Annotated in this window: 12 protein-coding genes; 6 read left to right on the plus strand and 6 right to left on the minus strand. The window is 67.0% G+C overall.

Features of this window, described 5'->3' with window-relative positions; genetic code table 11:
• The first annotated feature begins 364 nt into the window (after positions 1 to 364).
• Genes KIH27_RS21195 through KIH27_RS21205 form a run of 3 tightly spaced genes read left to right on the plus strand, consistent with a single transcriptional unit; the run spans position 365 to position 4,366 of the window.
• Entirely contained in the window at positions 365 to 784 is a 420-nt protein-coding gene (locus KIH27_RS21195) for an MmpS family transport accessory protein (RefSeq protein WP_250150510.1), read from the plus strand.
• Positions 781 to 3,660: an MMPL/RND family transporter gene (locus KIH27_RS21200; RefSeq protein WP_214094946.1), complete on the plus strand. Its 2,880-nt coding sequence runs from the start codon at positions 781 to 783 to the stop codon at positions 3,658 to 3,660. Before KIH27_RS21195 ends, KIH27_RS21200 begins: the two co-directional genes overlap by 4 nt.
• A gap of 55 nt (positions 3,661 to 3,715) precedes the next feature.
• Positions 3,716 to 4,366 (plus strand): TetR/AcrR family transcriptional regulator, encoded by a 651-nt coding sequence (locus KIH27_RS21205; RefSeq protein ID WP_214094947.1) that lies wholly within the window; start codon positions 3,716 to 3,718, stop codon positions 4,364 to 4,366.
• Here KIH27_RS21205 and KIH27_RS21210 read toward each other — a convergent pair.
• The 6 genes from KIH27_RS21210 to KIH27_RS21235 form a co-directional block, all read right to left on the minus strand.
• On the minus strand, positions 4,344 to 4,721 hold the full coding sequence (locus tag KIH27_RS21210; protein WP_214094948.1) for a thiocyanate hydrolase: 378 nt from the start codon (positions 4,719 to 4,721) through the stop codon (positions 4,344 to 4,346). The genes KIH27_RS21205 and KIH27_RS21210 overlap by 23 nt on opposite strands.
• On the minus strand, positions 4,714 to 5,451 hold the full coding sequence (scnC, locus tag KIH27_RS21215) for a thiocyanate hydrolase subunit gamma (RefSeq protein ID WP_214094949.1): 738 nt from the start codon (positions 5,449 to 5,451) through the stop codon (positions 4,714 to 4,716). The genes KIH27_RS21210 and scnC overlap by 8 nt, the downstream gene beginning before the upstream one ends.
• On the minus strand, positions 5,452 to 6,315 hold the full coding sequence (locus tag KIH27_RS21220; RefSeq protein ID WP_214094950.1) for an SH3-like domain-containing protein: 864 nt from the start codon (positions 6,313 to 6,315) through the stop codon (positions 5,452 to 5,454).
• A 24-nt stretch (positions 6,316 to 6,339) separates the two neighbouring features.
• Complete coding sequence (locus tag KIH27_RS21225) at positions 6,340 to 6,795, minus strand: VOC family protein (protein WP_214094951.1); 456 nt, start codon at positions 6,793 to 6,795, stop codon at positions 6,340 to 6,342.
• Between the two features lie 25 nt (positions 6,796 to 6,820).
• A complete protein-coding gene (locus KIH27_RS21230) occupies positions 6,821 to 7,606 on the minus strand; it encodes a crotonase/enoyl-CoA hydratase family protein (RefSeq protein WP_214094952.1) in 786 nt (261 codons plus the stop codon).
• A gap of 134 nt (positions 7,607 to 7,740) precedes the next feature.
• Complete coding sequence (locus tag KIH27_RS21235; protein WP_214094953.1) at positions 7,741 to 8,787, minus strand: AraC family transcriptional regulator; 1,047 nt, start codon at positions 8,785 to 8,787, stop codon at positions 7,741 to 7,743.
• Positions 8,788 to 8,894: 107 nt separating this feature from the next.
• Between KIH27_RS21235 and KIH27_RS21240 the strand changes: the two genes are divergently transcribed.
• The 3 genes from KIH27_RS21240 to KIH27_RS21250 are packed head-to-tail and all read left to right on the plus strand — an operon-like array spanning position 8,895 to position 12,228.
• Entirely contained in the window at positions 8,895 to 10,067 is a 1,173-nt protein-coding gene (locus KIH27_RS21240) for an MBL fold metallo-hydrolase (protein WP_250150511.1), read from the plus strand.
• The gene (locus tag KIH27_RS21245) at positions 10,067 to 10,897 is read left to right on the plus strand and encodes an SDR family oxidoreductase (protein WP_214094954.1); all 831 of its coding nucleotides are present in this window, start codon (positions 10,067 to 10,069) and stop codon (positions 10,895 to 10,897) included. Before KIH27_RS21240 ends, KIH27_RS21245 begins: the two co-directional genes overlap by 1 nt.
• Positions 10,894 to 12,228 carry a lipase family protein gene (locus KIH27_RS21250; RefSeq protein WP_214094955.1) on the plus strand — a complete coding sequence of 445 codons (1,335 nt, stop codon included), beginning with the start codon at positions 10,894 to 10,896 and terminating at the stop codon, positions 12,226 to 12,228. The genes KIH27_RS21245 and KIH27_RS21250 overlap by 4 nt, the downstream gene beginning before the upstream one ends.
• Positions 12,229 to 12,306 lie beyond the last annotated feature (78 nt).

The following is a 12,306-nucleotide window of genomic DNA, read 5'->3' on the forward strand; positions in this document are numbered from 1 at the left end:
AACCCCTCAAACCTGGGGAAATACGTGACCGCTGACATCATTCGTGGCGTGAGGCCTCGGCCGCCGCGTCACGGATCACGGCCGGGCGATCCATGCTGATGTCGCTCGGGATCGTGCAGTCCGGACCGAGGTTCAGTCGGTCCCGCCCCGCTTCGTCCCGCATCAGTTGACGTCGATCTTCGATCGCGTCGTCGAACCCTGACGGGTGTGGCGGTACCTGCGGGCGTCACGCAAACGCGCCGGAAACGAGTTGACTCGGCCAGGTTATTCGGTACAGTCCTCATCGTCGTACGCACGGAACTCGAGTTCCGTGTGTTGTCTGCAGCTAGGACGAGGGGGAGGCGAACGCGCGGTGCTCCGCCTGATGATGCGCTTCTGGATCCCACTGCTGCTGGTGATCGTCGTGGCCCTGGGCGGCTACGGGATCGCCCGCATCCGCGAGTCCCGCGGCCAACAGGGCCCGGTTTCGGCTGAGGGGTCCGGTATCACCGAGAACTTCAACCCGAAGCACATCACCTACGAGGTCACCGGATCCGGGGGAACGGCGAACCTGAACTACCTCGACGAGAACGGCCAACCGCACCTGATCGAAAACACCCCGCTGCCATGGTCGTTCACGATCGTCACGACGCTGCCGTCGATGTCGGCGAACATCATGGCCCAGGGCGATCGCAACGTCCGCGCCCTGGGCTGCCGGGTGACCGTCGACGGCCAGGTGCGCGACGACCGGACGAGCGATGAGACCGTCAAACCGTTCATCTACTGCCTGGTGAAATCCGTATGAGCACCCACACGAAGTCCCATCGCCCGTTCTTCGGCCACCTGGTCCGGATCTTCTCGGTGCCGATCATCGTGTTCTGGGTGGCGCTTGTGGTCATCCTGGGCGCACTGTTCCCACCGCTGGCCGAGATCGCGGCCACCCGGTCGGTCCCGATCAGCCCCACCGGCGCACCGTCGTACCAGGCGATGCTCAATATCGGCAAGGTGTTCCAGCAGTACGACTCGGACTCCACGGCGATGGTCGTACTGGAAAGCGACGGCGACCTCGGCGAACCCGCGCACAAGTTCTACGACGAGATCGTCGCCAAGTTGAACGCCGATCACGAACACGTGCAGAACGTGCAGGACTTTTGGAGCGATCCGCTGACCGCGGCGGGCTCGCAGAGTGTGGACGGCAAGGCCGCCTACGTCCAGATCTTCCTCAACGGTTCGCAGGGCACCAGCGCCAGCCACGAGTCGGTCGCCGCGGTGCGCGACATCGTCGCTTCGGTCCCCGCACCGCCGGGCATCAAGGCCCATGTCGCGGGCAACACGGTCCTCAACGCCGACACCAGCGTTGCCGGGCATCAAAGCATGCATCGGCTGGAATTCGTGTCCGTCGCGATCATCGTCGTGATGCTGCTGTTCATCTACCGCTCCGTGGTGACGATGCTGATTTCGATGGTCGTCATCGGGGTGGGGCTGTTCGCCGCGATGAGCGTGACGGCGGTGGCGGGCAACTCGAATCTCGTCGGTTTGACCCCGTACGCGGTGAGCATGGTGACGATGCTGTCGATCGCCGCGATCACCGACTATCTGATCTTCCTGCTCGGCCGATATCACGAGGAGCGATCGAACGGCCTCGATCGCGAGGAGGCGTTCTACGTCTCCTACAGCGGCGTCTCGCACGTCATCCTGGGTTCCGGGTTGACCATCGTCGGCGCCTTGATGTGCCTGAGCATGACCACGCTGCCCTACTTCCAGACCATGGGACCGCCCTGCGCGATCGCCATCCTGGTGGTCATCGCGGCATCGCTGACCCTGGCGCCGGCGATTCTCACCGTGGCGTCGAAGTTCGGTCTGCTCGACCCCGGGAAGAAACTGTCGACGCGCAACTGGCGCAAGGTCGGAACCGCCACGGTCCGCTGGCCCATCCCGATCATCGTGATGACCAGCGCACTCGCCGTCATCGGTTTCATCAGCCTGCTGACCTATGTGCCGCAGTACAACGACCAGAAATTCACCCCGGCGAACATGCCGGCCAACCTGGCGATGGCCGTCGCGGACCGGCACTTCTCCCAGGCCCGGATGAACCCCGAACTGCTGATGCTCGAGACCGACCACGATCTGCGCACGCCATCGGACATGCTCGTGATCGAGAAGGTCGCGAAGAACGTCTTCCGCATGCGGGGCATCGACCGGGTGCAGACCATCACCCGGCCGCTGGGCGCACCGATCGAGCACAGTTCGATCCCGTTCCTGCTCGGCGCGCAGAACGCCGGCACCCTGCAGGCGGCGAAGTTCAACAACGACAACGCCGCGCAGATGCTCGAACAGGCCGACGAGATGAGCGTGACGATCGCGAACATGCAGCGCATGTACACGATCACCGAGGAGATGACCCACGTCACGCACAGCATGGTCGGCACCACCGGTGACATGGTGAAGACCACCGACCTGTTGCGTGACCACATCGCCGACTTCGACGACTTCTTCCGGGTGTTCCGCAACTACTTCTACTGGGAGCCGCACTGTTTCGACATCCCGGTCTGCTGGTCGATGCGGTCGATCTTCGACACCATGGACGGCATCGACCAACTCGATGAACAGCTGAACGTGCTCGCCAAGGAGATGACGCATCTCGACGAGGTGCTGCCGCAGATGCTGCCGGTACTGCAGAACACCGTCGACTCGATGACGCGGATGCGCGACTTCATGATCGCGACCCACAGCACGATGGCCGGAACACAGGCCCAGCAGCAGGAACTGGCCAAGGGCGAGACCCAGATCGGCCTGTACTTCGATCAGGCCAAGAACGACGACTTCTTCTACCTGCCGCCGGACGTGTTCGACAACCCCGACTTCAAGCGCGGCATCAAGATGTTCATGTCGCCGGATCACAAGTCGGTGCGGATGATCATCACCCACCAGGGCGACCCGGCGTCGGTGCAGGGCATCGAACACGTACGGGACCTCAAATACGTTGTCGCCGAAGCGCTTAAGGGCACCCCGCTGGCCAGCGCCAAGGTCTCGATCGCCGGCACCGCATCGCTGTACGCCGACATGCAGGACGGCGTCGTCACCGACCTGATGATCGTGCTGATCGCGTCGCTGATCCTGATCTTCGCGATCATGCTGATCATCACCCGCAGCGTGGTGGCGGCCCTGGTGATCGTCGGCACCGTCGCCGCATCCCTGGGCATCGCGTGCGGTCTGTCGGTGCTGCTGTGGCAGGACGTACTGGGCTTGGGTGTGCAGTGGATCGTGATCCCGCTGTCGATGGTGATCCTGCTGGCCGTGGGTTCGGACTACAACCTGCTGGTGGTCTCGCGCCTGCGCGAAGAGATCTCCGCCGGGCTCAACACCGGCATCATCCGGGGCGTGGGGGCCACCGGGCGCGTCGTCACCGCGGCCGGACTGGTGTTCGCGTTCACCATGATGGCGATGATCGTCAGCGACCTGCGGGTGGTGGGCCAACTCGGTACGACCATCGGTTTCGGCCTGATCATCGACACGCTGATCGTGCGGTCGTTCATGACGCCGTCGATCGCCGCGGCGCTGGGCCGGTGGTTCTGGTGGCCGCTCAACACCTTCGAGATCACCCGGCGTGGCCGCAGCGGACCGAAACGGCAGCCGGCCGACGACAGCACCGCACCGATTCCGCTGCCCAGCTCGGTGTGAGTGCCACCCGTCGGGCATGCTGGTGGCGGAAGTGGCGGTCGGCGGATCGGGATGTATGGCAGACACAGAATCGAAGTTGCGCCGGCGCACCGAAGGGCGACTCGACCGGTCGCGTGATCCGGCGATTCTCGACGCGGCGCTGGCGGCGTTGGCGGAGCACGGTTATGACGACACCAACATGAACGACATCGCGACGCGAGCCGGGGTCGGCAAAGCGGCCATCTACCGCCGCTGGTCGTCGAAGGCTGCGCTGATCGCCGACGCGCTGGTGTACTGGCGGCCCGACCTCGCTGACGACGACATCGCCGACACCGGGAGTCTGGCCGGCGATTTCGACGCACTGATCGAACGGATGGCGCGTCACGACGACGAGTTGATCTCCAGCGACGTGGTGTTGCGGGTGGCGGTCGAAGCCGCCCATGACCCCCACCTCGCCTCGGCCCTCGATGACATGCTGCTGTTCAAGGGCAGGCGGGTGGTGACGATCATCCTGGAACGGGCTGCGGACCGCGGGGAGGTGGCGCCCGGCCGGGACTGGTCACTGGTCGCCGATGTGCTGGTCGGGGTGGGCCTGATACGCGTGATGGGCGGGCAGCGTTTCGACGCGAAGTTCGCCCGGGAGGTCATCGACACATTGGTGCTTCCCGCTGTCCTCGCCGCGAACAGCGCGCCGCCCGTCGCCGTCAGCTCGAGAGCCGTTCCTTGACTTCCCGCGTCCGTGCTTCCAGCGTCTTTTCGTCGATGATCCCGCGCACGATCAGGCTGTGGGCGAGGGCGACGAGCTGGTTCTCGGGGAACGGCAACCCGGCGTAACGCTCGGCGACCAGCACGTCCTCTTCGCCGCGGCGTTCGGCGAACGTCGCGATCCCGGGTTTGTCGCACGCGACGTCGTCGAGCGCATCGCAGAGCCCGTCGAGGTCCGTTTTCCACGGGGGCAGTGCCTGATCGACGCCGTGTTCCTCGGCCAGCACCCGCCACGTCTGGGTGTCCCGGGTCGCCAGTTCCTCCAGGTAGTCGATGCGTGTTTGCAGCAGGCGCGGGTCGGGGCCGGACTCAGTCATGGTGTGCACCTCGGCGGGCTTTGCGGACGCGGTCGGCGGTGACGTTGGCGGTTACACCCGGCTGCGGCAGCGCGACCCCGATCATGGTGTCGCGGGTGGCGATCTCGGCGAGTCGGTCCTCGTCCCAGTCTTCGGTTCCCGCCGGACGGACCGGCAGCACCATGAAGCGGTGCTTCTGATTGGAGTCCTCGACGCGGATCTCCACCTCCGCCGGGAGATAGGTGCCGAACTCGGCGAGCACGTCCCGCGGATGACGGACCAGTCGGCGCCGGTAGTTCGGCGTGCGGTACCACTCCGGTGAATTGCCGAGGAGCGGCCGCGGGTAACAGGAGCACAGCGTGCACACGATCACGTGATGGAGGTTCGGCGTGTCCTCCAGAATGTGCAGTGCGGTGAAATCGCTTGGTGTGCCGAAGCCGGTGGGCTGCATCCAGTCGACGCCGACCGTCTTGCACGCCGCGATCGGCTGCTCCAGCGCAAAGGCCTTGAAGTCGTCGTCCAGCCAGCACTTGGCCACCAGGTGCGATGCCGGGGTCGGGCCGACCTTCTCGGCGAACTCCGCGAACGCGCGAAAATCTGCGGCGGTGAAGATGCCCTTCTCCAGGCAGAGTTCCCGGACCGCCACCTCCAGCGCTTCGAAGTCGGAGACGTAGTCCAGTGCCGGGGCGTGCGGGCGGTGTTCGTGGATGTTCGATCCGCAGATCTGGCTCTCTGCCGGCTGATCGGTCATCTACTTTCCTTCCTCGTCATTGACGGCGTGCATCAGCCAGCGCTCGGGGAGTTCGGTCTGCAGCGAATCCTGCTGCGGTCCGGTGTAATCCGGCCACAACTCGGCCATCGTGAACCGGACGATGTAAAACCATTCCGGTTTCGGCGCCCCGATGGCCTCGTAATCGAACGCCTCGTCTTCGGCCGCCGGTGACTCGTAGGCGACGCTGGCGATCTCACCGCGGGCACCGCGGACGTACTCCTGCGCCCGGGTGTAGAAGAGGGCCTGCCAATCACGCACCCGAACGGCGTCGCCCACCCGGAATCGCGGTGGGTCGGCCTTGCCCGCATAGATCTGCGGATCGCCCTTGCCGACGGCCTCGATGTGATGCTTGTTGCGGGGGATCGTCGACCCGTCCGCCACGTGACGGGGTTTCGGTTCGAGCAGTTCGCCGGGCTCCAGATCCGCGACCCGCGCCCGGACCTCGTTGAACCGCTCGGTCAGTTCGGTCAGGCTGACCAGGTGCTTGTCGATGAGCACCCGGGGGATCGACAGCAGCCACCGCCCGTAGTAGGGCAGGCCCAGATACATGGCGCGGCCCAGGTCCACGTTGTGCAGCCGGCGCCGTTCTTCGGAGACCCAGATGCCGCGTGCGCCGAGCACCTCGCAGGCGATGTAGGTGTTGTGCTCCCAGTTCTCGTCCTGTTTCTCGATGAAATCGATCGGTGCATCGAGTTCGCCGCCGACGTCGTGCTGCGTTTTCAGATACGCGGACAGCCGGTCATTCGACAACTCGTAGGGCGCCTCGGGCAAGTCCTCGAACGAGGACCGCAACCGGTGCACCAGTGCCAGCTTCTCCACCCGTTGCCGTGCTTTGTCCGACATGGCGATCACCTCCTGTTGCAGGGCTCAGTCGGGGATCCCGAAGTAGTCGTGGATGACGGCCGCGGGGCCGGTTCCCGGCTCGAACAGTTCGAGCAGGACACCGTCGGGTGCCTCGAACATGAAGTAACGGCTTCCGCCGCCGTCGCGGATCGGCTTGCCCATGTGCAGGCCCGCCGCTTCCATTCGCGCATACAGGTCTTCGAGTCCGACGACCTGAATCCCCAAGTGGTTGACTGCGCTACGGCCACGGTCCCGCGGCGGCTGCTCGTAGAAATGCAGTGCGCCGATACCGATCTTCATAAATACGTTGCGTACCCCGGCGAACTCGCCGTCCCACACGACCTCGCCGTCGAACCACCGCCGATAGAACTCGATCGACGCGTCCAGATCGCTGGCGAACAGGTGCACATGCTGTAGATGGAACCGATTGGTGGACCCGTACGGATACCGGTCGGGTGCTGTTTCGTTTCCGGTGGTCACGACATGCCTCCCATCCACCGCCGGGTCAGCGTCCCCGGAACACCGCTTCGCGGCGCTCGATGAACGACTGGATGCCCTCCATGCAGTCCTCGGACTCGAAGACCTGACGCCGGATCTCCGGGATCGCGTTGATCGCGGCTTTCTCGCCGCCGTCGAGGAACGTCATGGCGGCCTCCTTCGTCGCGCGGACTCCGATCGGTGCGCACGTGCAGATCTGTCGGGCGATCTCGAGGGCGCGCTCCAGGTGACGCCCGAAGGGATGTACTTCCTGGACGAGGCCGAGTTCGAGTGCGCGCTGCGCGGAGAACTCCTCGCAGGTGAACAGGAGATACATGGCGTTTCCCCAACTCGTCCGCGTCAGATAGCGGAAGTGGGCGCCCCCGAAGGGCGCGATGCCCCGCTTGGCCTCGATCTGCGCGAATCTGGCTGTGTCGGCGGCGATGACGATGTCGCCGGCCAGCATCAGTTCGATCCCGACCGTGTAGGTGATCCCCTGTACCGCGGTGATGACCGGTTTTCGGCACCGGCGCTGCAGGCCGAACGGATCGACCGATCCCTCCGGGAGGTCCTGCGCGGTCGCCTGCGGACCGAAGAATTTGGTCATGTCGAGCCCGGCGGTGGTGTGTTCGCCTTCGGCGGTGATGACCGCCACCCACAGTTCGGGGTCGTCGTCGAATTCGGTCAGCTGCGATGCCAACTGCTGCATCATCTCCGGCGTGATCGCGTTCTTCTTCGTCACGTTGTCGATGGTGATGACGCAGATGTGTCCGTCGACGGCCTTGCGGACCGTGCCGACCGCGGTCTCACTCATGTTCGCTCCTGACGTGTTGGCATGGCGCTGGAGCGCTCGGTCGACCCCGAGATCGCAGCGGCGGGCCGTTCCGGCGTCGGCGACTACTGGCCTGACGCTACGCGCCTATCCCGCGCGCAGGCGCGAAATCTGGATCAGCGAACCGCCGAGGGGGATTGGGGTGCGGACGGCTGGGCCTGCCGGGTGTACGCCCGCGGCGACACCCCGCCCTTCCATCTTTTGAACGCGGCGGTGAAGCTGGGGGTGTCGGCGTAGCCGAGCCGGCGCCCGATGTCGGCGACGCTGAGCGCGCCGATGCCCAGCAGTTCCTCGGCGAGCCGCTCGCGGACCTCGTCGACCAGTCCGCGGTACGACGTGCCCTCCCGTTCCAGGTGGCGCCGCAGGGTGCGCGAACTCATGTGCAGGTCGCCGGCCACTGCCTCCAGGTCGGGCAACCGGCCCGGTTGCTGCAGTAGCCGGTCGCGGACCTGCCCGGCGTAACCGGTGCGGGCGCGGCGCTGGTCCAGCAACTCCCGGCACTGCTGCTGGGTGATCGCCGCCGCGTACGGGTCGGCCTGGGGGATCGGCAGGTCAAGGATCTCGCGGGGCACCTCGATGAGGTTCGCGTCGGTGCCGAAAATCGGCAGCGGGTCGAATACCCGGTACGGCTCAAGGGATTCCGGTTCCGGGAATGCGAAATGCGCACGGCCCAGCGGTGCTACGTTCGACGTGACCTGTCGGCCGAGATGGGCTATCGAGGCGGTTTCGCGCTCCACGAAGAACCGCCGGACACCGACCGGCAGATCCGACGGATCCAGCAGCAGCCGGACGCCGTCGTCGTCGGTGATCAGCGACATCCGGGTGAAGGCGAACGTCAGGTCCACGTAGCGCAGGCCGACCTCGATCGCCGAGCGCACGGTTGGGCAGCTGGCCAGGGCGAAGCCCCAGATGCCGTGGGTGGTCAGGTGGTAGCGCATCCCCGCCTCGACTCCCAGGCCCGTCGCATCGCCTAGTTCGGCCAGCAGATTCTGGGCGATCCGCATCTCCTGACGCCCGGACACCGGGGTCTGGGGATCGCTCAGCGCAGCGAACGCCAATCCGGTTCCGCGCAGCGCGACGTCCGCGCCGACGTCGTGCTCCAGGCCGAGGGTGGTCAGCACCAGGGCGCTCGCGGGCGGGCGGGGCAGATCGAAATCGGGCATATGTGCGGCGTCACCCCCTGTCCGTCCTGGTCGGCCTGTCCGGAAATCCTATATTCCTGGCCGCGCAGCGGCTGTCGCAATGGCGCCCGCGGACCCAGAATTTCCCCATGACCACCGTCAAAGACACCCTCGTGACCCGGTTGATCCCCGGCATGGCCTCGAACCCCATGGCGGCCAACGCCGGGCCGTTCGACATCCCGGTGCCGGACGTCGTCGACCTCGGCGCCCGGATCGACACGCTGGACTGCATCCTCGCCGCCGACAACCCGGGAGCCGCGCTCAAGCTGGCGCGCACCGCCGGCGGTGACTTCCGCCGGGAGTTCGCCGCGACCGGCCGCGTCGCGCACGCCTCCACCCACGACCTGGTGACGCTGCCGTACCCGACGAAGTTCGGGCTGTGGCGGGCCGCGATCACCCCGGCCCCGTTCCTGATGATCACCAACCGGCTGGTGATCGTCCGCTGGGACGACACCGACGGCCGTCGCCGCACCCTGCTGTGGGAGCCCAGCGATTACGAACTCGACGCCAACACCCCCTACTTCGCGGCGCTGGCCGACAAGGCGCCCGACGCGCTGCGCAACCTGGCGATGCGCGAGTACGCCACCGTCGCGCACCGCCTCGCCGCGGCCGGTGTGGACCCGGCCGAGGTCGACTACATCGCTTTCGACCACCTGCACACCCAGGACGTGCGCCGGCTGATCGGCACGACCACCCCGCAGGCCGACATCTCGCCGACGGCACCGGTTCCGGCGTTGTTCCCCAACGCCAGACTGGTGGTGCAACGCCAGGAGTTGGAGGCGATGCGCGACCTGCACCCACTGCAGCGCCCCTGGTACCAGCCGGAGACCATGGTCGATCTCGACCCGGCCCGGATCGCCCCGATCGACGGCGACCGGCTGCTCGGCCCCGGCGTCGCCATCGTGCGCACTCCCGGGCATGCCACCGGCAACCAGACACTGGTGCTCAACACCGAGACCGGCATCTGGGCGATGTCGGAGAACGTCATCGCCGCCGAACTCCTCACCCCCGAGCACAGCAAGATCCCCGGGGTGGCCGGCTGGACACGCAAGTGGGGCCAGGAACTGATCCTCAACGCCAACATCCTGGAATCGACGGCGACACAGTACAACTCATGCGTGCTCGAGAAGACACTGGTCGACCGCAGTCAGGTCGACGAGCGGTTCCTGCAGTTCTTCCCGACCAGTGAGCTCACCGCCAGCCCGCTGGCCCCCGGCGCGGCCCCGACCTTCACCCACCGCCGGCTGCGGACCGGCTCCTGATGAGCAGCGTGCGGGGGCGCGTGGTCGCGGTCACCGGCGGAGCGGCCGGCATCGGCCGGGCCATCGCCGAGCAGCTGGCGGCGGCCGGCGCACGCGTCGCGATCGGTGACCGGGATGCGGTCGGCGCCCGCCGCGCCGCGTCGGAGATCTCCGGTGAGGTGACCGGGCTCGTGCTGGACGTCACCGACAGCGCTGCCTTCGCCGGGTTCCTCGACGCGGTCGAGACCCAGTGGGGGACCGTCGATGTGCTGGTGAACAACGCGGGCGTGATGTGGGTCGGTGACTTCGACACCGAACCCGAGGACGTGGTGCGCCGCCAACTCGACGTGAACTTGCACGGCGTCATCCGCGGGGTGCAGGCAGCCGCACCGCGGATGCGGGCGCGCGGGACAGGGCAGATCGTCACGATCGCCTCGGCCGCTTCCAAGGTGTCACCCCCCGGTGAGGCGACCTACGCGGCCACCAAACACGGTGTGCTGGGTTATCTGCGTGCCGTCCGCGCCGAACTGCGCGGCAGTGGCGTGGAACTCTCGGTGATCATGCCCGGCGTGGTCGACACCGACCTGGCACGGGGCACCGCAACCGGTGCGGTCCGGTTGCTGCAGCCCAGTGAGGTGGCCCGTGCCGTCGTCTCGGTGATCGAGCGTCCCCGCTTCGAGGTGACGATGCCGCGTCACCTCGGCCGAGCGCTCGCGCTGGCCGAACTGGTTCCGCAGGTGGTCCGCGACTTCATCCTGGACCGGATGGTGCCCAACCAGATCACCGGCACCGATCAGACTGCCCGGCAGCACTACCAGGCCGGTCCATTCCGGAACGGCACCGCATCATGACGCGGCACCGGGCGCCGCTGCCACCGCCGGCCGAGGACCCGTTCTACCGCGCACCGGTCGGGTTCGAGGCGCTGTCGCCGGGCACCGTCCTGCGCTCCCGTCAGGTCGAGATCGCCCTGTTCGGCCGGATCCGCCTACGGGTTTCGGCGTGGCAATTGCTGTACCGCAGCAGCGATCTGCACCGCCGTCCGGAGACCGCGGTCACCACGGTGCTGCTGCCGGACTGCGCCGACCCGAACGTGCCGCGCCCGATCCTGGCCTATCAGTGCGCCATCGACGCGATCGACGGTCGCCACTCCCCGTCCTACGCGCTGCGCCGTGGCGCGCACGCCCCCGCCTGCGTCCCGCAGTACGAACTGCTGGTGATCGCCAACGCGCTGCGTCGCGGCTGGGCGGTGTCGATCGCCGACCACGGCGGACACGGCGGCTATTTCGGTGCGCCACGCGAACCCGGCTACCGGGTCCTCGACGGCGTGCGTGCCGCGACGGCGTTCCTGCCGCTCGGCCTGGACTCCGATGCGCCGATCGCCCTGTGGGGGTATTCGGGAGGTGGCATGGCCAGTGCCTGGGCGGCCGAGATGGCCGGCGGCTACGCGCCGGAACTGCGCGTCGTCGGCGCGGCACTGGGCGCACCGGTGGGGGATCCTGGACAGACGCTGCACAAGCTCAACGGCACCCGGTTGGCCGGGCTGCCGATCATGGTCATCGCCGCGATCCGACACCTCTACCCCGATCTGAAGCGGACGCTCAACAGTCATGGCAGCAGCACCGGCCTGGACCGGCTCGACGAGATCGAGACGCTCGGCACGATCGCGGCCATCAAACGGTTCCAGCGCGAAGACCTCGACGACTACACCGAGGTGCCGCTGGACGAACTGCTCGCCAGGCCCGAGATCGCCGACGTCATCGATGATCTGCGGTTGGGGACTCACACGCCGGCCTGCCCGCTGCTGGTGGTGCAACCGGTGCACGACCAGTTCATCGACGTCGCCGACGTCGATGGCCAGGTGCAGCGCTACATCGACGCCGGCGCGCATGTCCGATACCTGCGGGATCGGCTCAGTGAGCACGTCACCCTGCTGCCGCTGTCGACGCCGATGGTGCTGGGCTGGCTGGCCGATCGGTTCGCCGGGCGGCCACTGCCGGCCGCGGGTGTGACGACGGTGTGGTCGGTGGCGGCTTCGCTGCGGGCGATCCTCGGGCTGCTCATGATGGGGCTGGTCACGGTGAAAGCCGCAACCGGCCGGCGGTTGACGCCCCGGAAGTGGCGGTCGCACCGCAGAACGCGCCGGATGGTGGCGCCGCCCACCGAGATTCGGCTGTCATCGTGAGCGCCGACGTGCGGACCGCCCTGACCGGTCTGATCGCCGATCTGCCGGAGGGCATGGTGGTCACCGATCCGACGATCA

Source organism: Mycolicibacter acidiphilus (assembly GCF_018455725.1).
In the GTDB taxonomy this organism is placed as follows: Bacteria; Actinomycetota; Actinomycetes; order Mycobacteriales; family Mycobacteriaceae; genus Mycobacterium; species Mycobacterium acidiphilum.

Excerpts from the sequence above, each read along its gene's own strand:
- KIH27_RS21195 (WP_250150510.1), top strand. The coding sequence starts at position 365 with ATGATGCGCTTCTGGATCCCACTGCTGCTGGTGATCGTCGTGGCCCTG.
- KIH27_RS21200 (WP_214094946.1), top strand. The coding sequence starts at position 781 with ATGAGCACCCACACGAAGTCCCATCGCCCGTTCTTCGGCCACCTGGTC.
- KIH27_RS21205 (WP_214094947.1), top strand. The coding sequence starts at position 3,716 with ATGGCAGACACAGAATCGAAGTTGCGCCGGCGCACCGAAGGGCGACTC.
- KIH27_RS21210 (WP_214094948.1), bottom strand. The coding sequence starts at position 4,721 with ATGACTGAGTCCGGCCCCGACCCGCGCCTGCTGCAAACACGCATCGAC.
- scnC (WP_214094949.1), bottom strand. The coding sequence starts at position 5,451 with ATGACCGATCAGCCGGCAGAGAGCCAGATCTGCGGATCGAACATCCAC.
- KIH27_RS21220 (WP_214094950.1), bottom strand. The coding sequence starts at position 6,315 with ATGTCGGACAAAGCACGGCAACGGGTGGAGAAGCTGGCACTGGTGCAC.
- KIH27_RS21230 (WP_214094952.1), bottom strand. The coding sequence starts at position 7,606 with ATGAGTGAGACCGCGGTCGGCACGGTCCGCAAGGCCGTCGACGGACAC.
- KIH27_RS21235 (WP_214094953.1), bottom strand. The coding sequence starts at position 8,787 with ATGCCCGATTTCGATCTGCCCCGCCCGCCCGCGAGCGCCCTGGTGCTG.
- KIH27_RS21240 (WP_250150511.1), top strand. The coding sequence starts at position 8,895 with ATGACCACCGTCAAAGACACCCTCGTGACCCGGTTGATCCCCGGCATG.
- KIH27_RS21245 (WP_214094954.1), top strand. The coding sequence starts at position 10,067 with ATGAGCAGCGTGCGGGGGCGCGTGGTCGCGGTCACCGGCGGAGCGGCC.
- KIH27_RS21250 (WP_214094955.1), top strand. The coding sequence starts at position 10,894 with ATGACGCGGCACCGGGCGCCGCTGCCACCGCCGGCCGAGGACCCGTTC.